The 21,592-nt window shown below is 39.5% G+C and carries 13 protein-coding genes and 1 tRNA gene; 7 read left to right on the forward strand and 7 right to left on the reverse strand.

Features of this window, described 5'->3' with window-relative positions:
• Positions 1-149 precede the first annotated feature (149 nt).
• On the reverse strand, positions 150-1,004 hold the full coding sequence (locus tag HX021_RS02455) for a helix-turn-helix domain-containing protein (protein WP_286588092.1): 855 nt from the start codon (positions 1,002-1,004) through the stop codon (positions 150-152).
• Positions 1,005-1,126: 122 nt separating this feature from the next.
• Between HX021_RS02455 and HX021_RS02460 the strand changes: the two genes are divergently transcribed.
• A complete protein-coding gene (locus HX021_RS02460) occupies positions 1,127-2,374 on the forward strand; it encodes a multidrug effflux MFS transporter (protein ID WP_286588093.1) in 1,248 nt (415 codons plus the stop codon).
• 107 nt (positions 2,375-2,481) lie between these two features.
• Here the strand turns inward: HX021_RS02460 and HX021_RS02465 are convergent.
• Positions 2,482-2,571, reverse strand: a tRNA-Ser gene (locus tag HX021_RS02465).
• Between the two features lie 127 nt (positions 2,572-2,698).
• Positions 2,699-4,816, reverse strand: coding sequence for an HD family phosphohydrolase (locus HX021_RS02470; protein WP_286588095.1), 2,118 nt, complete (start codon positions 4,814-4,816; stop codon positions 2,699-2,701).
• 145 nt (positions 4,817-4,961) lie between these two features.
• On the opposite strand from HX021_RS02470, the gene rpe reads away from it, so the two are divergent.
• The 4 genes from rpe (at position 4,962) to HX021_RS02490 (ending at position 12,075) form a co-directional block, all read left to right on the forward strand.
• On the forward strand, positions 4,962-5,642 hold the full coding sequence (rpe, locus tag HX021_RS02475; RefSeq protein WP_286588096.1) for a ribulose-phosphate 3-epimerase: 681 nt from the start codon (positions 4,962-4,964) through the stop codon (positions 5,640-5,642).
• Positions 5,643-5,944: 302 nt separating this feature from the next.
• Positions 5,945-8,707, forward strand: coding sequence for a bifunctional aconitate hydratase 2/2-methylisocitrate dehydratase (locus tag HX021_RS02480; protein WP_286588098.1), 2,763 nt, complete (start codon positions 5,945-5,947; stop codon positions 8,705-8,707).
• Between the two features lie 55 nt (positions 8,708-8,762).
• Complete coding sequence (locus HX021_RS02485; protein ID WP_286588100.1) at positions 8,763-11,027, forward strand: aconitate hydratase; 2,265 nt, start codon at positions 8,763-8,765, stop codon at positions 11,025-11,027.
• A gap of 175 nt (positions 11,028-11,202) precedes the next feature.
• Positions 11,203-12,075, forward strand: a complete 873-nt coding sequence (locus HX021_RS02490) for a hypothetical protein (protein ID WP_286588102.1) — start codon at positions 11,203-11,205, stop codon at positions 12,073-12,075.
• A 90-nt stretch (positions 12,076-12,165) separates the two neighbouring features.
• Here HX021_RS02490 and HX021_RS02495 read toward each other — a convergent pair whose 3' ends face one another.
• Positions 12,166-13,002, reverse strand: a complete 837-nt coding sequence (locus HX021_RS02495; protein WP_286588103.1) for an MBL fold metallo-hydrolase — start codon at positions 13,000-13,002, stop codon at positions 12,166-12,168.
• A gap of 246 nt (positions 13,003-13,248) precedes the next feature.
• On the opposite strand from HX021_RS02495, the gene pckA reads away from it, so the two are divergent.
• Complete coding sequence (gene pckA, locus HX021_RS02500; RefSeq protein ID WP_286588105.1) at positions 13,249-14,865, forward strand: phosphoenolpyruvate carboxykinase (ATP); 1,617 nt, start codon at positions 13,249-13,251, stop codon at positions 14,863-14,865.
• Between the two features lie 109 nt (positions 14,866-14,974).
• On the opposite strand, the gene ppk2 is transcribed toward pckA, so the two are convergent.
• From ppk2 to HX021_RS02515, 3 genes are all read right to left on the reverse strand, one after another.
• Positions 14,975-15,784, reverse strand: a complete 810-nt coding sequence (gene ppk2, locus HX021_RS02505) for a polyphosphate kinase 2 (RefSeq protein WP_286588109.1) — start codon at positions 15,782-15,784, stop codon at positions 14,975-14,977.
• Between the two features lie 511 nt (positions 15,785-16,295).
• The gene (smc, locus tag HX021_RS02510; RefSeq protein WP_286588110.1) at positions 16,296-19,838 is read right to left on the reverse strand and encodes a chromosome segregation protein SMC; all 3,543 of its coding nucleotides are present in this window, start codon (positions 19,836-19,838) and stop codon (positions 16,296-16,298) included.
• Positions 19,839-19,907: 69 nt separating this feature from the next.
• Positions 19,908-20,612: a DsbA family oxidoreductase gene (locus HX021_RS02515; protein ID WP_286588112.1), complete on the reverse strand. Its 705-nt coding sequence runs from the start codon at positions 20,610-20,612 to the stop codon at positions 19,908-19,910.
• Positions 20,613-20,702: 90 nt separating this feature from the next.
• Here HX021_RS02515 and HX021_RS02520 point away from each other — a divergent pair, with 90 nt between their 5' ends.
• Positions 20,703-21,542: a patatin-like phospholipase family protein gene (locus HX021_RS02520; protein WP_286588114.1), complete on the forward strand. Its 840-nt coding sequence runs from the start codon at positions 20,703-20,705 to the stop codon at positions 21,540-21,542.
• Positions 21,543-21,592 lie beyond the last annotated feature (50 nt).

Consider the following 21,592-nt stretch of genomic DNA (forward strand, 5'->3'; position numbering starts at 1 on the left):
GATGATTTTTAGGGGAAGCTTATCACTGGTTTCAGGTATTTTTTTGGTGAAGTTAGGGGGGGAGCAGCGATAGGAGCTGACCGTATTTCGGCTGAGTGCCATACATTGTTCTTTGAATATTGCGCGCTGCTGAACGGCAAGTTGGCGAATTATGCTGTATGCAGTGTATTCATATAATTCTCACGGAATGCCTTGGGACTAAGCCCCCTTTTTTGCTTGAAAAATTTATTGAGGTGACTTTCATCCGTAAAGCCTAATTCAGCAACAATTTCATTGATACGTTTGTCGCTATGTTTTAGCCGGTATTCAATCAAGGCTAATTTGTAGGTACTGATATAAGATTGTAATGTCTCGCCGCTATGCTTTTTAAAATAACGGCCCAAATAATTTTCTGAGACTCCAAATTGCTGACAGATGGCTTCAGCTCGAAGCTTTTCCGGTTCATAGATGTTGGCCTGGATATAACTAAGTATAGAAACGATTTTTTCTTCAGTTGTTTCACTTATTTTTTGAGGCATATATTTCGCAATATTTCTGGCTACAATGATAATCAAGGTGTTGACAAGTTGCTGGGTGATTTCATTATGGTAAAGGTCTTTGTTTTCGGTTTCCCTTATCAGTGCCTCTATGATAGGGTGGACAAGAGCTTTATCTGTTTGATTTTTTAAAAGGCAAGTGGGCTGGTGGTTGGCATTGTGCAAAATAAATTCCAACCGCTGGATGTTTTCCGTTTGGAGCGCTTTTGATTTGATGTAAATATTATTGAAACGCAGGATAAAGGATTGTGTCGTGGTAGCTACATCGAACCAATGATAATCTTGCGGTGCAATCAAAAAGAGCTGTCCCGGTTTATAGTTTAACTGATGCATGTTAATATACTGTTTTCCGGTACCGGAAACAATATAAACGAGCTCAAAAAATGAATGCTGATGGCAGGGTTTTGGGCATACATCGAATGTTTGCTGTACTATTTCAAACGGTACATATAAATGCTCTCTTCTCATGATCCTTTTAGTTGAATTTAAATAAAAAATCAAATTGATATAAATATACCATTTTAAGGAAAATATGTACAGATATTTTTATTTTTTTATGTAGAATTTTGTGTTATTAAATCGTTTGTTATATGAAAAATCTTCGGCAAGAAAATATTAATATCAGTACGGTACTTGCTTTTGCATTGGTTCCGATCTCAGGGTTTGCCATTGATGTATATATTCCATCCTTTCCACAAATGGCCATGGACCTCAATACTTCAGCCTCCAATATTAAACTCACTATGACAATTTTTTTGCTCAGTTATGGTATTTCGCAATTGTTTGTGGGGAGTATTTTGGATAGCTTCGGGCGTTATAAAATAAACCTTGTTTCATTATTGGTGTTTACGTTAAGCTGTATTGGTATCATATTTTCCCAAGATATCTCCCTGATATTTTTGCTTAGGTTTATCCAGGGAATTGCAATTTCATTCATTGTTGTCAGTAAACGTGTATTTCTGGTGGATGTGTATACAGGTGAAAAAAGAAAACATTATACCAGTATGTTGACCATAGTCTGGTCTATTGCACCTATTGTTGCCCCTTTTCTTGGGGGGTATCTACAGCATAGTTTTAGCTGGAGGTCCAATTTTTATTTTCTGGCATTATATGGTTTTGTCATGTTGCTCCTTGAGCTTAAATTCAGTGGGGAGACCATTCAAGAAAGGAAGAGTTTTCAGCTGAAAAGCATTTTCGATGTGTATAAGAAAATGCTTTCTACAAAAGAGTTTAGCTTAGGGATATTGGTGCTTGGACTAAGCTATGCTATGGTCATGATCTTTGGTATGAGCATACCGTTCATTGTGGAGCATAAATTTCAATTATCATCCGTGGTGTCGGGATACAGTGCTTTAGCTTCGGGTATTGCCATATTTTTTGGAGGTCTTTTTAGTCGGTATTTAATCAATAGATCGTTTCATAAAAAATTGAAGTTGGCAAACTTATCACAGATCCTGGTTGCGTTGATCATGTTCATGACCGCTGGTTTTTTTCATGAACTGCTGCCCATTGTCATATTTGCGATGTTACTCCACTTCTGGCAGGGCTTTACGTACAACATCTATTTCACTTATTCATTAACAAGATTTCCTGAATATGCCGCTACTGCCGGGGGATTAGCGAGTGGAGGATCATATATTGTTTTTTCTATAGCCAGTTTTTCGATTTCCAACACCATTAATATAGGGGATCAACAGACACTTTCAGTTTCCTACCTGATCCTTCTGCTATTGATCGCAACCATACTCCTAGTTATTCGGAGGCCCAGTTGGAAACGCAATGTAAAGGCTGCTGATACGTTGATTCCAAGAACTGCCCCATGTCGATCCAACAGTTGATCTTGTCAGAAAATGGCCTTTTGAAAGTTATCTGAATGAGCACACAAATTGATGTTGAGCTGATCAAAAAAAAAGCTATCTGAATGTTCAGATAGCTTTCATTGTCTTGGCGGAAGAGGCGGGATTCGAACCCGCGGTACCGTTTCCAGTACGACAGTTTAGCAAACTGTTCCTTTCGGCCACTCAGGCACCCTTCCGTGTTTTGACATTGCAAACATAAGGCAATTATTTGATTCTGCAAAGTCTAAATATTAAAAAAAATACAAAAAAAACATAACGTTTCAATAAGCATTTGAATTTCAATTTGTTGTTTGAGAGTTAAAATTACAATGTTTTTTTGCTCAAATCGTAATCTACCCGGACGTGATAGATGCTTTTCAACATGGATTTGAAAATAACTGCTGATTCGGTGATATCTTTTAGGGTAATATTACTATTATTGAATTGTCCTCGCATCAATTTATGTTCAATGATTTTATCCACCAGATTGTTTATCGATTCCTCTGAAGGCTCTTTCAGCGCTCTGGATGCCGCCTCAACTGAATCGGCCATCATTAATACCGCCGTTTCTTTGGAAAAAGGAATAGGGCCAGGATAAGTAAATAATGATTCATCCACAAGTTTGTCAGGGTTGTTTTTGACAAAAAGATTGTAGAAATAATCCACGCGGGTTGTTCCATGATGCGTACGGATAAAATCAAGGATAACTTCAGGTAGCTGATGTTTTTTTGCGATATCAACACCCTTTATCACATGGGAGATGATAACTTGTGCACTTTGTTCTGGGGAAAGCTCATCATGTGGATTCTTTTCTGTCTTTTGGTTCTCAATAAAAAACTGTGGATTGGTCAATTTTCCGATATCATGATAGAGCGCTCCTGCGCGTACAAGCAGGGGATTGCCTCCAATTTTATAGATGGCAGCCTCCGCCAGATTGGCGACCTGTAAAGAATGCTGAAAGGTCCCCGGCGCTTTGAAAGATAGCTCCCGTAATAATTTGGAGTTACTATTGGTCAGTTCCATTAATGTAAGGTCTGAGACAATTCCAAAAAGTTTTTCGAAAGCATAGATCATGGGGTAGGCCAGCAAAGTGATCATCACACTGACAAAGAAGGGTAGGAGATCTGACCAATATATGATATCTATTGAGCCATTCCGGGTAATAACGAGTCCAATATAGGCAATCCAGTATGTCGCCAGGATAATGGCTGAGGAAACAAATAGCTGCTCCCGCTTTACCAGTGTCTTGATGCTATAGATCGCAACAATTCCAGCGATAAATTGTAAAAAGACAAATTCAAAGCTATTTGGGACAAAAAGTCCGGCCAACAGGACCATTAAAAGATGAATGTTCAAAGCCACCCGCGTATCAAACAAAATACGGATGATAATGGGGACAGCGCAAAAAGGAATGTAATATAAATTTGGTATCTTAATTTTTATGGCCCAGGAAAGTACGCCCAACATACCTATGATGACAATCATGATGATCATCAATAACCGGTTATTGAAATAAATATCCTTGCGGAACAGAAAAAGGAACACCATTAGAATGGAGAGTGCAAGTGAGATGATGAGAAATTGCCCAAGCGTAACATAACTCTGATTACCACTTATTTTTCCTTCATCCTCATAGACTCTTTTTAACGATTCAAGTTTTTGGTAAGTTTCATTGGAAATAATTTTGTCCTTTTCAGCTATAAGTTCACCTTTTTGAACCACACCACGGGTTGCGGATATATTAGTAATTGCATTTTGTTCTAATGCTTCAGTCTGCTGATCATTATAAATATAGTTTATGGTAATATAATTCTTCAAAGTCTCTTGTAGCCAGCCTTTTTGCTTAATCTTGGTCAATTTAGGCATTAGGTCATCCATATAGCCGTAGGAACTTTCAATGGTATAGCAATCAGCCGTGTTTTTTTGTGTCGCTACTTTATCTTGGATGAGCGTAAAATTATAATGCCTGGATGCCGGAGATTTATCATTATTGCGGTTCTGAAATCTATTATTGAGCGAAAGTATCCCTTTGCCATAGAGATGATTCAGTATGGCGTTTCCTGCACTTCGGTAATCAGCGATGTCCTCATGTGTGGTGTCAAGCTTACTGCTTTGCCATTTTTCAGAGAGATCTGTATTAAATTGGTCAATCTGTTCCTTGCTGGTGGTTGTATTTGCATTATAAATAGGTTGGATCGTATTCAGGATGCTTTTTTTGTCAGCATTCAGTTCTTCCTGCGTTTTAAGGATCGCGAAATTGTAAGGTGATATTAAATTCTCATGATTCCAGACTTTCCCTTTTTGAAATTCATATCGGAAACGGGGTTGTTTGGGAAGAAAAATACAGATCAATATGATGGTGATGAGTATTAACCCAATTTTTCGAATGAGATTTTCTGTCGTATTTAATTCTCTTTTATATTTAATTTTTAATCTTCCCACTGTTAACGCTGTTTTTTGTTAATGATACAAATGTAGTTATAATTTATTTTTATAGCTTCTGGTCCATACGGTTCGATTTGTATTAAATGTAAGGAATACTGTGCTGAACAAAAAATACTTGTTATCTTTGCAAAAAAAATACGACATGTCGACAAAATCACATCTCATTGCGCCATCCGTTCTTGCTGCTGACTTTGCCCACTTACATGATGATATCATGATGGTAAACAACAGTAAGGCCGATTGGTTTCATATTGATATTATGGACGGGGTTTTTGTGCCCAATATCTCATTTGGATTCCCTGTTATGCAAGCCATCGCAAAATATGCTACAAAACCTTTAGATGTACATTTGATGATTGTCGATCCAGATAGATACCTTCAAACATGTAAAGATGCCGGAGCAGAGGTGATTACTGTGCACTATGAAGCTTGTACCCACCTACACCGTACACTTGCAGCTATCAAGGAGCTGGGCTGTAAAGCAGGCGTAGCCTTAAATCCACATACACCGGTATCTTTATTAAAGGACGTATTGGCTGACCTGGACCTCGTTTGCCTAATGTCTGTCAATCCGGGTTTTGGTGGCCAAAAGTTTATTCCGAACACCTATGCTAAAGTTCAGGAATTAAGAGCGATGGCCATTGGCGTGAATGATAATCTGCTGATTGAAATTGATGGCGGAGTAACCACTGCGAATGCGACCCAACTGTTACATGCTGGGGCTGACGTATTAGTAGCAGGCTCTTTTGTTTTTAATGCCGATGATCCCTTGCAGACCGTGCAGTCATTGAAAGATATTGATATAAACGTACAGACCCTATAAGAGAAAGAGGTGATTTATTTAATAAATCACCTCTTTTTTTACCCCTAGCCCAACAAAAATAGACAGTTTTGAAAAGAAATGGCAGGATTGGATGCTTATTGTTTAGATTAATTCCAAATTGACTTAAATAAATGGAATGCATACATTTAAAATTTGAATTTCGCTATTTTTGTGTTCAGTGAAAATATTGGTTTATGCCGAATTAAACCAATAAAAATAAATTAATTACAGACATGGTGGCCATAGAAGATGTGTAAGTATATTTTTTCGAATCCACCCTTAAAATAGAAAGATTGATACCTATGAGTATTTACAACGATTACGTACAAGAGGTTGTAGAACGAAAAGGCCAGGGATTACATCCTAAGCCGATTGATGGAGCGGAGTTACTGAGTGAAGTAATTGCCCAAATTAAAGATGTAGACAATGCAAATAGAGAGGAATCTTTACGATTGTTTATTTATAATACTTTGCCAGGTACCGCACCTGCTGCTGTAGTGAAAGCGCAGTTCCTAAAAGAAATTATCTTAGGTGAATCAGTTGTTGCTGAGATTACACCTAAGTTTGCCTTTGAATTATTATCGCATATGAAGGGGGGACCTTCTATTGATGTGTTATTGGATTTAGCTTTAGGTGCTGATATTCATATTGCTGAACAAGCAGCTGAGGTGCTTAAAACACAGGTTTTCCTATATGATGCTGATACCGCTCGTTTAAAGGAAGCTTTCGAAAAAGGGAATGCTATAGCTACAGGTATTTTGGAGAGTTATGCAAAAGCTGAGTTTTTTACTAAACTTCCTGAAGTCGCTGAAGAAATTCAAGTGGTTACTTTCATCGCAGGTGAAGGTGACATCTCTACTGACCTATTATCTCCGGGTAATCAGGCGCACTCACGTTCGGATCGTGAGCTACATGGTAAATGTATGATCACACCGGAAGCACAACAACAAATCCGTGAATTGCAGGCACAACATCCTGGTAAAAGCGTGATGTTGATCGCTGAAAAGGGGACAATGGGTGTTGGCTCATCACGTATGTCAGGTGTGAACAATGTAGCCTTGTGGACTGGTAAACAGGCGAGCCCTTATGTTCCTTTTGTAAATATCGCTCCAATCGTTGGCGGTACTAACGGTATTTCTCCGATTTTCTTGACTACAGTGGATGTTACCGGTGGTATCGGTATTGACCTAAAAAACTGGGTGAAGAAAGTTGATGAAAATGGACATGTTGTACGTAATGAAAAAGATGAGCCAATTTTAGAAGAAGTCTATTCAGTAGCGACAGGTACGGTATTAACTATTAATACGAAAACCAAGAAACTATACAATGGTGATCAAGAGTTAATTGATATTTCAAAAGCATTGACACCTCAAAAAATGGAATTTATCAAAGCGGGTGGTTCATATGCCATTGTATTTGGTAAAAAAATCCAAACATTCGCTGCACAGACTTTAGGGGTTCAGGCACCTGTAGTATTTGCTCCTTCAAAAGAAATTACCATTGAAGGGCAAGGGTTGACAGCAGTCGAAAAAATCTTCAATAAAAATGCAGTTGGCGTTACTCCAGGTAAAGTATTGCATGCTGGATCAGATGTTCGTGTTAAAGTGAACATTGTTGGTTCGCAGGATACCACAGGTTTGATGACCGCACAGGAGTTAGAGGCAATGGCGGCTACAGTAATCGCTCCTACGGTTGACGGGGCCTACCAATCAGGTTGCCATACGGCATCTGTATGGGATAAGAAAGCACAAGCCAATATTCCAAAATTGATGAAGTTTATGAATGACTTTGGTTTGATCACGGCACGTGACCCTAAAGGAGTTTATCATTCCATGACTGATGTTATCCATAAAGTATTAAACGATATTACGATTGATGAGTGGGCAATTATTATCGGTGGTGACTCACATACACGTATGTCAAAAGGGGTTGCTTTCGGTGCTGATTCCGGTACTGTTGCTTTAGCCTTAGCTACCGGAGAAGCTTCAATGCCAATTCCTGAATCAGTAAAAGTTACCTTTAAAGGCAGCATGAAAGAGCATATGGATTTCCGTGATGTGGTACATGCTACCCAGGCGCAAATGTTGCAACAATTTGCCGGTGAAAACGTGTTCCAAGGTAGAATCATTGAAGTCCATATCGGTACACTTCTTGCCGATCAGGCATTTACATTTACTGATTGGACAGCAGAGATGAAAGCGAAGGCCTCTATCTGTATTTCACAGGACAATACGCTGATCGAATCGTTGGAGATTGCTAAAAGCCGTATCCAGATCATGATTGATAAGGGGATGGAAAACAAGAACAACGTTTTGCATGGTTTAATTGAAAAAGCCAACAAGCGTATCGAAGAAATTAAATCGGGTGCAAAACCAGCTTTGGCTCCAGATGTGAATGCCAAATACTATGCTGAAGTAGTCATTGATTTGGATATCATTGAAGAGCCTATGATTGCCGATCCCGATGTCAATAATGAAGATGTTTCCAAACGATATACACACGATACTATTCGCGATTTGACCTACTACGGCGGCAATAAAAAAGTAGACTTAGGTTTTGTCGGTTCATGTATGGTGCATAAAGACGATTTAAAAATCGTTTCAAAAATGTTGAAAAACATTGAAGAGCAAAAAGGTGTTGTCACTTTTGAAGCACCGCTGGTTGTTGCTGCTCCAACTTACAATATTATCGATGAGCTGAAGGCAGAAGGGGATTGGGAATTCTTGCAAAAGTATTCAGGTTTTGAATTTAGTGATGCGCTACCAAAAAGCACAGCGCGGACTGAATATGAAAATATTATGTATTTAGAGCGTCCAGGTTGTAACTTGTGTATGGGTAATCAGGAGAAAGCTGCAAAAGGAGATACGGTAATGGCTACCTCGACCCGTTTATTTCAGGGACGTGTTGTTGAAGATAGAGATGGCAAAAAAGGTGAGTCTTTGCTTGCTTCGACACCTGTTGTCGTGCTGTCAGCTATTTTAGGGCGCATTCCTAATATTGATGAATATAAAGCAGCTGTTAAAGGGATCAACCTAACTAAATTTGCACCTATTTCGACAAAGTAAAAAAAGCTTATATTTACAGGTTAGTAATTGATTAAATAACATAAATTAGAGAGATATGGCATTTGATATAGATATGATTAAAAAGGTCTATAGCCGTTATGATGAGCGCATTGCTGCAGCCCGTCAAGTGGTCAATAAACCTTTGACTTTATCTGAGAAAATTTTGTATGCACACCTTTGGGATGGTAATGCTGCTGAAGATTACAAACGTGGTGTTTCTTACGTCGATTTTGCACCCGACCGTGTAGCTATGCAAGACGCAACAGCACAGATGGCTTTGTTGCAGTTTATGCAGGCTGGACGTCCTAAAGTTGCCGTCCCTTCAACAGTTCACTGTGATCACCTGATTCAGGCAAAAGAAGGGGCGGATAAAGATCTGGCACGTGCTAAAAATGAAAGCTCTGAAGTTTTTAATTTTTTGAGTTCTGTGTCCAATAAATACGGTATTGGTTTCTGGAAACCCGGTGCCGGGATTATCCACCAGGTTGTCTTAGAAAATTATGCTTTCCCAGGTGGGATGATGATCGGTACAGACTCACATACAGTTAATGCAGGTGGTTTGGGTATGGTCGCAATCGGCGTTGGTGGTGCCGATGCCTGTGATGTCATGGCCGGATTACCTTGGGAGCTTAAATTTCCCAAATTGATCGGTGTCAAATTAACAGGTAAATTAAACGGATGGGCAGCTGCAAAAGATGTAATCTTAAAGGTTGCTGGTATTTTAACAGTAAAAGGCGGAACCGGTGCTATCGTTGAATATTTCGGTGAAGGTGCGGAGTCTTTGTCTTGTACTGGTAAAGGAACGATCTGTAATATGGGCGCTGAAATTGGTGCAACAACTTCAACATTTGGGTATGATGAGTCTATGGAGCGTTATCTTCGTGCGACAGGTCGTGCTGAGGTTGCTGACGCTGCAAATACCATTAAGCAGCATCTGACCGCAGATGCTGAAGTATATGCTAACCCTGAACAATATTTTGATCAGTTGATCGAGATTAATCTTTCTGAACTGGAACCATCACTGAATGGGCCGTTCACACCTGATTTATATACACCTGTTTCACGGATGCGTGAAGAAGCTGAAAAAAATGGCTGGCCATTAAAAGTTGAATGGGGATTGATAGGTTCATGTACCAACTCTTCCTATGAAGACTTGTCGCGTGCAGCATCCATTGCTAAGCAGGCTGTCGATAAAGGATTGATCACTAAAGCTGAATTTGGTATCAACCCAGGTTCTGAACAAGTTCGTTTTACAGCTGATCGGGATGGTTTATTGAAAACATTTGAAGATCTGAATGCAACGATATTCACCAATGCATGTGGCCCATGTATTGGTATGTGGGATCGTGTTGGTGCCGACAAACAGGAGAAAAACACCATCGTGCATTCGTTTAACCGTAACTTTGCCAAACGTGCTGATGGTAATCCAAATACCTATGCCTTTGTAGCGTCACCCGAGTTAGTGGCAGCAATTGCAATTTCTGGTAACTTAGGATTTAATCCAGTAACTGATACGTTGACCAACAGCAAGGGTGAGCAAGTGAAATTAGATCCACCGACAGGTGATGAACTGCCCACAAAAGGCTTTGCTGTAGACGATCCAGGATACCAAGCTCCTGCTGCTGATGGTAGTGCTGTTGTTGTAGATGTTAATCCAACATCTGACCGTCTTCAATTATTGGAGCCTTTTGCAGCATGGGAAGGTACGGATTTGAAAGGTCTGAAATTATTGATCAAAGCAAAAGGAAAATGTACAACTGACCATATCTCCATGGCGGGGCCATGGTTGAAATATCGGGGGCATTTGGACAATATCTCCAACAATATGTTGATTGGTGCAGTGAATTTTTTCAACGAAAAAACTGACAATGTGAAAAACCAATTAACAGGAGAATACGGTGCTGTTCCGGCAACGCAACGTGATTATAAAGCCCATGGTATTGGTTCAATCGTTGTGGGAGATGAAAATTATGGTGAAGGGTCTTCCCGTGAGCATGCCGCAATGGAACCACGTCACTTGGGTGTTCGTGCTGTATTAGTTAAGTCTTTCGCACGTATTCACGAAACAAACCTGAAAAAACAAGGTATGTTGGGATTAACTTTTGCAAATAAAGAAGATTACGACAAGATCCAGGAAAATGATACCATCGATATCAATGGATTGACCAGCTTTGCCCCAGGTAAACCATTGACACTCGTATTGCACCATGCTGATGGAACGCAGGAAGAAATCTTGGCAAATCATACATACAATGAACAACAGATCGAATGGTTCAAAGCTGGTGGTGCTTTGAATATCATCCGAAAAAATCAAGGATAAATGACTTGATGGTATGAATTTTTGAAAAAGCTGCTCTTCTTTGAAGAGCAGCTTTTTTTTCATCTTCCTAGAACCACAATTCTGTGATCTTCGTCATATTTTCCTAATTTCCATGGAATTTATTTGGTTATAAAATAGAATGAGGCTACTTTTGCCCAACGTTTTTAGCGCCGATATGAGAAAATTATTTTTGACGATAGGAGCACTAGTATTAAGTGTTTCGACTTTATTTGCACAGGAAAATCCCACCATAGGAAAAAGTATTTTTAAGCCAAAGAATTTAAGAACTGAAAGCAACAAAGGAAAGTTCTTTTTTTTCTGGGGATATAATTTTTCCTCTTATTCGAAATCCGATATTCATTTTAAGGGACCGAATTATGATTTTATTCTTCACGATGTAAAAGCAGGCGACCGCCCTACGAAATTTGGGTCCACTTATTTTGATCCCAGTCGTTTGACCATTCCACAATTCAATCTTCATTTTGGTTATTATATCAAAGATAATTATTCCATTTCCTTAGGCTGGGATCATATGAAATATGTAGTTGATATTCCACAACAGGTCAAGATATCGGGCTACATAGGGGAGGAGATCTCCAACCCGGGAATACCAACAGGAAATCGTGCCGGGCAATACAATGGTGAACTGATTACCGTAGATTCAGCAATGCTCACTTTTGAACACACAGACGGTTATAATTTTGCATCAGTAGGCTTGGAACGCTATGATGATATTCTGGTGAACCGTAAAGGGCAGCAGGTACTGACCATGGAATCTGGGGTAGATGTAGGACTTTTGATTCCACGTTCGGATGTTCATCTTTTCGGAGAAGGGGGCAATCATTTCTGGAATATTGCAGGATATGGTGCTTCTGCAAAAGTTGGCTTGCATTACCGTTTTTATAAAGGCCTGTATCTCCAAGGAAATTTCAAAACTGGCTGGACAGACCTCTACAACATTCGAACGACAGGCAGGAGAGGTGTGGACAAGGCCACCCAAAAGATCTGGTTTTTTGAGAATTACTGGGCACTTGGTTTTAGGTTCTAACCATTGCACTTAAAAAAGATATTATTTTATTGGTCATTACGGTAATGCCTCAAAAGCAGGTTTAGCTTTTGGAGGCATTTTTTTTTTAGCTTAGAGCTCATCCAATTTGAATATATCTTTAACCCGGATACCTTTTTCGGTACGTTGTAAAGTACAACATTCATTGATGGGGTCGTGTTCGAAAAAGAGAATATATTCGTTGTCGACAATCTCATTCCAATAACTGCTTCGTTCTTCCATTGTGATCAAAGGTCGAATATCATATCCCATTACATAGGGAATTGGGATATGCCCAACCGAGGGCAAGAGATCGGCCATATACAGGATTGTTTTTCCCTTGTATTGAATTTGAGGCAGCATCATGGCTTCGGTATGGCCATGCGCATAACGGATGTTAATATCCTCCCCAAAAGGAGTTTGAACATCCTCGACAAACTTCAGCCTTCCACTTTCTTGGATGGGAAGGATGTTCTCTGCCAAGAACGATGCTTTCTCTCTCGGGTTTGGATTTGTCGCCCAGGACCAATGGTCACGATTACTCCAGAAGTCTGCATTTTTGAAGGCTGGTGACAGCTGTTCTCCTTGACGGATTATTGCTCCACCACAATGATCAAAATGCAAATGTGTAAGAATAACATCTGTAATATCATTTAGATCAAAACCAATATTTTTCAATGACTTGTCCAGTGTGGCTTCTCCATGTAAATAGTAATAACTAAAGAATTTTTCATTCTGTTTATCCCCAAGTCCGGTATCCACCAGCATTAACCGGTTACCTTCTTCCACGAGCAGGAGACGGTTCCCCCATGTACACATATTATTGGCATCAGCTGGATTTGTTCTATTCCAAATGCTTTTGGGAACTACCCCAAACATGGCACCACCGTCGAGCTTAAAGAAGCCAGTTTCTATCGCATGTAATTTCATCTTATTAATATTTGTAAAGCTTGGAACAATTTACGAAAAATATAAATTATTACGATGGCCCAAGGTGTGACTATGCTAAAAAAAATATGCTAAAATTTTCTATTTTTTTTACCCTCATAAGGACTTGGTAATGAGTGTTTTGGTTTTGTGTTTTTTATACAATAAGCTTGATTTTTAGATGATTAAGTTTTGTTTTTAGCAAAATTTGACTTTAAATTTGGACACATTTTAAAACAAATAAAAAATATGAAAAAGGGTAACATTGGAAACGCGCCTGATTTGAAATATTTGAAAATTGATAATACGGAAAACGTATTTTATCAATTGCCTGTTTCAGAGTTGGTCGAACATGCTTTAGTTCATCAAGAAGGAAGATTATCTGATGCTGGAGCATTAGCCGCTGACACAGGAAAATTTACTGGGAGATCTCCCAAAGATCGTTTTTTGGTGGAAGATTCCTTGACTAAGGATGCCATATGGTGGGGAGATATAAATCAGCCTATGGCACCCGCAAATTTTGATGCACTATTTTCGAAAGTAGCAGCACATCTAAGCAATAAAGCCATCTACGTAAGAGATTGTGCCGCAGGGGCAGATCCTGCCTATCAGTTATCGATACGGGTGATTACTGAAACAGCATATCAGAGTATCTTTGCGAATAATTTGTTTTTGAGACCGGATGCCGATAGCAACCGTCAACCACAATGGTCTATCTTAGCGGCCCCGACACTATTGATCGGTGATCCGCAACAATATGGTATTATCAATGAAAATTTTGTGGCGATTGATTTTACCAAACAGATTGTATTAATTGCTGGGACAGGTTATACCGGTGAAATTAAGAAGAGTATTTTTTCCATATTGAATTTTATTCTACCATTCCAATACAATATATTATCCATGCACTGTTCTGCCAATACCTCAAAAGAAGGTGATACAGCTTTATTTTTTGGACTCTCGGGAACCGGGAAAACAACGCTGTCTGCTGATAGGAACAGGAAGTTAATTGGTGATGATGAGCATGGCTGGAGTGAAAAAGGGATATTCAATTTTGAAGGTGGCTGTTATGCCAAATGTGTAGGTCTCACGGAGGAAAAAGAGCCTGAGATCTACCATGCTATCCGTTTCGGTTCATTGCTTGAAAATGTCGTTCTGGACCAGTTCGACAAGCCAGATTACGATGATATCAGTAAAACGGAAAATACGCGGGTTTCCTACCCAATCGATTTTATGGAAAATGCTGAAATGAGCGGTGTGGGAAGTGAACCTAAAAATATTTTCTTCTTGACGGCAGATGCTTTTGGTGTACTGCCACCGATATCTTTGTTAACCATAGACCAGGCAGTATACCATTTTGTGAGCGGTTATACAGCAAAGGTTGCTGGTACAGAAGTAGGGGTGAAGGAACCCACTGCTGCATTCTCCACCTGTTTTGGGCAGGCATTTCTACCCCTGCATCCAGCGAAATATGCATCCCTGTTGCGGGCAAAGCTAGAGCGGAACCCAAAAATTAAGGTATGGTTGGTGAACACGGGGTGGATTGCGGGGCCCTATGGGATTGGCCGACGTATCAAATTGAATTATACAAGAGCACTCATTCGCGCAGCTATGGATGGATCACTGTTGGAGTCTCAGTTTAATAAGCATGAAATCTTTGGACTGGATTATCCTACAAGTTGTGGCGAGCAGGTTCCTGAGCAGATTTTGGATGCAAGGGGATTATGGAATAATAATGAGGCATATGATACACAGGCTAAGCGCCTGGCAAAATTATTCATTGCAAATTTTGAGAAACTCGCTAAAGAAATGCCCGTTTCTGTTAAGGAGGCGGGACCGAAGCTTGACCAAAGCGTTCTTATCTAATCACCTCCATTGGTCTAAAAGGAGGATATGAAAACTATCATACGCCCAAAAAGGAAGTCCTTTTTGGGCGTAATTTTTGGCGAATAGGAGGTGATTAATCCATTCGTCTTTAATTATGTTTAGTGATGAAAGAATCCAGTTGCTCTTGCTCTTTGTCAGCTAGGGCGTTGATGATGACCCGGAATGCAGCCAATCGTGCTTTTTTCTTGTTATTTTTGCTGATTTCAAACCAAGGCGATTTTTTTGTCCCTGTATCCGTAAATAAACGCTCGATATACCCGGTATATGTATCCCATTTTTCTTGTGCCTGTTCATCCAGGCTCCCCACTTTCCATTGCCTAAGTATATCCTCTCTACGCTCTTTCAATCGTTCAGCCTGTTCTTCTTTATCAATGCTTAGAAACAGCTTGATCAAAATAATGCCATCGTCAATCAGCTGTTTCTCGAATGCGGGAACTTGTTCCATAAAAAGCTCATGCTGTTCCTTATTGCAGAACCCAAAGACAGGTTCAACGACAGCCCGATTGTACCAGCTACGATCAAAAATAACAAGCTCACCCGCATTTGGAAGATGCTTGATGTAACGTTGAAAATACCATTGTCCGTTTTCTTCCTCAGTTGGTTTAGGTAGCGCCACAACCCGCAGCTTTTTTGGATTTAAGTGTTCAATGAGCCTACCAATAGTACCTCCTTTTCCTGCAGCGTCTCTTCCTTCAAAAATAATAACCACACGCTTGCCTTTTTCAATGATGTCATATTGTAGCTTAAGTAAACTGACCTGTAAATCATAGAGATTTTTCTCATAGTCATAAACATCATTGAACTTTTCTATCTCTATGATTCCTTGTTGTTCGAGGTAGTCTAAGACATCTTTATTTTGACGGATTTTTTGAAGTTCACGCAAATCATATTCTGCCATAATGTATCTATTGTTTTTTTAAGTTTTGTGTATTAAAGTTACTTATTGATTTGTTAAAAAATGTCAAATGCCAAATAAATCAATTGGACATATGTAATAATGAGAAAAGGAAAACGTTAATAACCTAAAGCACAGTGAGAATGTGCGTATACTGGATTGACTTTTCATAAATTTAGGTTAATAATTGGTTAGGTTAAGCTCGGGGTTCCACACCCCGGGCTTTTTTGTTTGACCAGCTTGATATGGGTAAGTATGGTTCTATTTATTATTTAAATGTTAAAAAATGTTAAAGGAATGCCGATAATGTAATTAATTGAAAAAAGTAGCGTTTTCTTTACAAATACTTTTCATAAAATAGGTTAATATATGGCTAACGAAAGCTCAGAGTTCCCCACTCTGGGCTTTTTATTTTTTTTGACATTTTTAACTTGTCTGTGAAGATAGATGATACTTTTATAAAAAAAGCCCTAAGATTACTCGTAGGGCTTTTTTACTTATATGTTGAAGGCGTTTAGGCGACTTCCCTTAAATCTACTGCTACGACACGTGATACACCCTGTTCTACCATGGTGACACCATAAATAATGTCTGTACTAGCAATGGTTTTCTTGTTATGAGAAACAACGATAAACTGAGAATTTTTAGAAAAATCCCGTATAATATTGTTGAATTTGTCAATATTGGTATCATCCAATGGAGCATCAACTTCATCAAAAATACAGAACGGCGCTGGTTTGGATAAGTATAAGGAAAATAGTAAGGCTGTTGAGGTCAGTGTTTTTTCACCGCCAGAAAGCTGATTGATGGACAGTGGCCTTTTTCCTTTTGGCTGGGCAATAATATCAATGTCTGAATCCAGTGGATTATTGGGGTCTGTCAAAATAAGGTCACAACTGTCTTCCTCGTTAAATAGTGAACGAAATACTTTGACAAAATTGTCCCTTACCGCATTGAAGGTAAACATAAACTGTACTTGGGCGGTATCATCAATTTCTTTGATCGTTGCCATAAGGGAACCTTTTGCTTCGATCAGATCTGCTTTTTCCTTATTGATAAAATCGTAGCGTTCGTTCATTTCATCAAAAGCTTCCTTGGCCATTAAATTGATTGTTCCAAATTCATCAAGCTGTTTCTTGAGCTTACTACATTTTGTTGCCAGTGTAGATTGATCTTCGGCAATTTCAGGTACATCTTCACGCTCAATAAGTTCTTTGAGCTCGATATTGAATTCAACGGAAAGACGTTCTTTTAAACCGTTGAGGTCAATTTGAAGCGCTGTTTTCTTGTCCTTGATTTCATTGATGAGAAAATCGCACTGCTCTTTTGACCGGCGCTGCTGGGTCAAATGATCTTCAAGATCATTGATCTTTTGCTTGTTGGCATAATAAGAGTCTTCCAGTTCATTCAGTCCATCTTCCAGCGAAATCTTTTGCTCGTACATAGCGATCAGATCCTCATCTTCTTCATCCTCAAAAGGAATTGTCGTTCTTAAAGCTTCTTTGACTTCAATAAGTTCGATGCTGTTCCGTTCAATCCGGGTTTCACTATCCTCCTTTTGGGTCTCTCTGAATTCAAGATCTTTGGTAATATTGGAGACCTTATTTAACTGTTGATGATAACTGATATTTTCTTGATTGTATGCAGTCGACTTTTCATTCAATACTTCTGAGACCTCATGAAATTGATCCTGCAATGCAGACAGCTCAATCACGCTTTGTTCTTTTTCTACCCGTAATTCCTGAAGTTGAGGTTCAGCTATTTTCAGCTCAGATTCTATGCCTTCGATCTTTTCTTGGATATCCTTCTTGCGGGCCTGCGCATTGTTGATGAAAGCCTGATATTGTTCTTGTTTAGTCTGTACGGTAATGAGCTCGTTATTAATTCTGTTCAATTGAAAACGCAATTCATCGATAAGTTCTTTTTGCGAGTTGCCGCGTAGCGCATCCAAGCGGGCAGTTTCGGCCGTAATTTTATCTTCGAGCTTCGAAATCTCCTGATTTAAAGCTTTGATTTCCTGAGAGAGTACCTCAAGATTTTTTGCCCTACCGATACGTTTACCTTCAAAAAGTCCAACCGATCCACCCGAAAGCCCTAAATGATGTTTAGCGTACCGACCATTCTTTTGTAAGATCACCTGGCCGGAAGAAGGTAGCTTCTGCTCCATCTCTTTTTCACCTTCCTGTTTAAGAATATACACATGCTGCAGGAGGAGGGTACAGAGTCCCTTATACTTTTCGTCTACCGTAATAACATCCAATGCAGACATGAGGTTGCCGTTGTGGACGGGATCTTGGGCAATGACTGTATCAATCGCGTCCAGTACAAAGAAATTGGCCCTGCCCTTGGATGCATCGCTCAGGAGTTGAATCGCCTGCACGGCATCCTGCTGCGTTTCCACGACATAATGGTTCATGATCGGCTCTAGGTAATTTTCAATGGCCACCCGATAATCTTCCTGACAGAAGAGCACATCTGAAAAGAGGGGTGGCTGTTTTTTCCAGCCGGCATTTTTCTTTAAGAATCGGATCGAATCAGGGAAACCTTCCAAATTATCAATAAGCGATTTTGTCAGATTATATTCGTTCTGTTTTGCATCAACCAGGCGGAGATCTTTGGCTAGCTGTGCTTTTAACTCTTCCAAATTTGCTTGACATTGAATGATCTGGCCCTGAAGTTCTTCTTCAAGTTGATTTGCCGAATCATATTGTATCTGTTGTGCTTCAACACGGCCTTCCAATTCAGCCACTGAACTATTGAACTGGACCAATTCGGTTTCTTTTGCTTCTGTATCCGCACTATTGCGAATGGCTTCTTGTAGTAATGCCTCCTTTTGGATATTAAATACTGCAAGATCTTTTTCCAGCTTATAGATCTTTGCCTGAAGTTCAGCATTACTTTTATTGAATATATCTAACTTAGCCTTAGCAGATTGCTGCTGACCACGTAATTCGTCCACTTCCGATTTATTGGATTCCAGATGATCTTTTAAGTGATCAAGTTTGTTCTGCTCATCGAATAACTCTTCGTTCAATCGCTTAATGGTATAGAGCACATGATTAAGCTGCTGCTTGTCGCTGTTGATATCTAAATTTAAACGATTTTCTTTATCCTGAAGATTTTTGACCTTCTCATTCTTGATCTTCTTTTCGGATTCATAACCACGGATCTTATTGACAAACTCCTGTGTTGTTTTTTGTTGTATGGAAAGGTTTTTTTCCTGTTCTAAATTAGCCTGTCGTAACGACTGTAATTCAGTTTCCACATTTAAAATTGTTTGTTGGGCTCCTGCCGCATCCTTTTGAACCTTAGATTCCTGTGTTTGAAGCCGTTCTAGATCCGTTGAAAAATCAGCAATTCTATAGTAAGCCAGATCAATACTGCTCTGCCGGTATTCTTCTTTGAGTAAGGTATATTTCTCTGCTTTTTTTGCTTGATTTTCTAATGACTTCAGATTTTTAGTGATTTCATAAAGCAGATCATCCACTCGGCTAAGGTCCGCTTCAGTATCCCGGAGCTTGGCCAAAGTTTGTTTCTTGCGGACCTTATATTTAGAGATTCCTGATGCCTCCTCAAATAGATTTCTGCGTGAGTTATCTTTATTGTTAATGATCTCGTCGATCATTTTCAGTTCAATAATCGAGTAACTGTCAGCGCCGACACCCGTATCCAGAAATAGATCAGTGATATCTTTTAAACGACATTTCACATCGTTAAGCCGGTACTCACTATCTCCATTCCGGAATAATTTTCGTGTTACCGTCACGGTTGAAAATTCAGTAGGCAGAATATTATTGTTATTATTGAAAGTCAGCGAGACCTCAGCCAGGTTTGCCGGTTTCCTGTTTTTTGTTCCATTGAAAATAATATTCTCCATTTTATCTGAGCGTAGCATCTTTGTGCTTTGCTCACCAAGAACCCAGCGGATGGCGTCAACTACATTGGATTTACCACATCCATTTGGTCCTACAATAGCGGTAACACCATCATTAAAGTTGATCGTGATTTTGTCGCCAAAACTTTTAAATCCTTTTATTTCTAGTTTGGTTAATTGCATTTATACCAAATTTGTTTGTCGTTATAAGCTTGCGAAAATAGTAAATTAAAATAAAACTTTTTTCTTTCTTTACTCACATTTACCTGTTTCAGGATCACATGAAGGACCTTCCTCACCACGCTGTTGCAGGGGGGCAGTTTGAGTCTGTAAGCACTCTTTGATCGTATTATGGAATACCTCCATGGGTTGCGCTCCAGGGATGGCATATTTTCGGTCGAATACAAAGAAAGGAACACCACGGAGTCCCAAATTCACACCTTCTTGAATATCCTGGGCCACATCATACGCATATTTATCTGTACCCAACAGCGCCTGCACCTCTTGGGCAGAGAGGCCCTGTTGGGTTGCTAGCGCAATGAGTACAGTTGTGTCATTGACATCCAAGCCGTCGGTGAAATGCGCCTTAAATAAAGACTTTTTGATTAGCGTGCCCTTGCCATAGGTTTGCGCAAAATGAATCAGTCGATGCGCTTTTTTTGTATTGACGACAATTGCCTTGTCAAAATTCAGCACAATACCAAGTTCGCGGCCTTGTGTGCTAAGCTGGGAAGTCATGGCGACAACATCATCCATGCTCATGCCTTTGGTTTGAACAAGATAGTCATAGGTTGGCATACCCGGGGCATCTTCAGGATAATCTGGGTTGAGCTGGTAGGATTTCCAGCTGATTTCAGCCTGAACAGGACCGGAAGATTCCTGTAATGCCTGTTCAAGTTTCGTCAAACCAATATAACAAAACGGACAAATGATATCCGACCAAATTTCTATTTTCATATTTCTTAGTTTTACTGCGTATATTGTAATCAAAAATACATATAAAATAACGATGATTATTCGTTTACATTGTTGCTGCATTGTAAACATATGCAGCAGGTAGTTTTTGAATATATGCCAGATAAGTTTTTTTTGAATCGTAAAGTTACACTTGTCCTTGGAGGCGGTGGTGCAAGAGGTTTGGTACATATCGGAGTCATTCGTAAATTGGAGGAATTAGGATTTGAGATCGACGAAATAGTTGGTTGCTCCATAGGTGCCTTGATCGGTGGAATTTATGCACAAGGAAAGCTCGATATATTGGAGGACTGGATGCAAGGTTTAACCAAGAAATCAGTATTTAACATGATGGATTTTAGTTGGCGAGGGTTAGGAATGATGAAGGGGATCAAGGTCTTTAATGCGTTGAAGGCAGTAATCCCGGATGCCAATATAGAAACATTCCCAATTTTGTTCAAAGCTGTTGCCACGGATCTCAATTATGAAAAAGAAGTCGTTCTGGATTTTGGAAGTATGTATGATGCTATCCGGGCCTCTATTGCTATTCCTGCTGTTTTTACGGCCATAGAAGATGATACGCACGTGTATGTCGATGGCGGGGTACTCAACCCCTTACCAATCAATCATGTCACAAAGAAGGAGAATATAATTGTTGCGGTGAACTTAGAATCCAAGCCGGACAAACAATATTCAATAATAAAAAAATTGGATACCAAAACTTCCAACTCATTGGATATCCTTCAAGCTTCCTACTATGTTATGCGTAGAAAGATGAGCCGAATGATTATCGATCTCTATCAACCTGATATTGTTGTCGATATTCCATACAATATTTGCAATTTATGGGATTATCACCGGGCCGAATTTTTAGTTCAAAAGGGAAGAGAATATATGGATAATGCCTTTAAAAAGAAAACCCACTTGAAGTGATCCAATAGAGATCACTTCAAGTGGGTTTATGACGGAATTGCCCCTTATCA

The sequence above is a fragment of the Sphingobacterium sp. N143 genome, from assembly GCF_030325625.1.
In the GTDB taxonomy this organism is placed as follows: domain Bacteria; phylum Bacteroidota; class Bacteroidia; order Sphingobacteriales; family Sphingobacteriaceae; genus Sphingobacterium.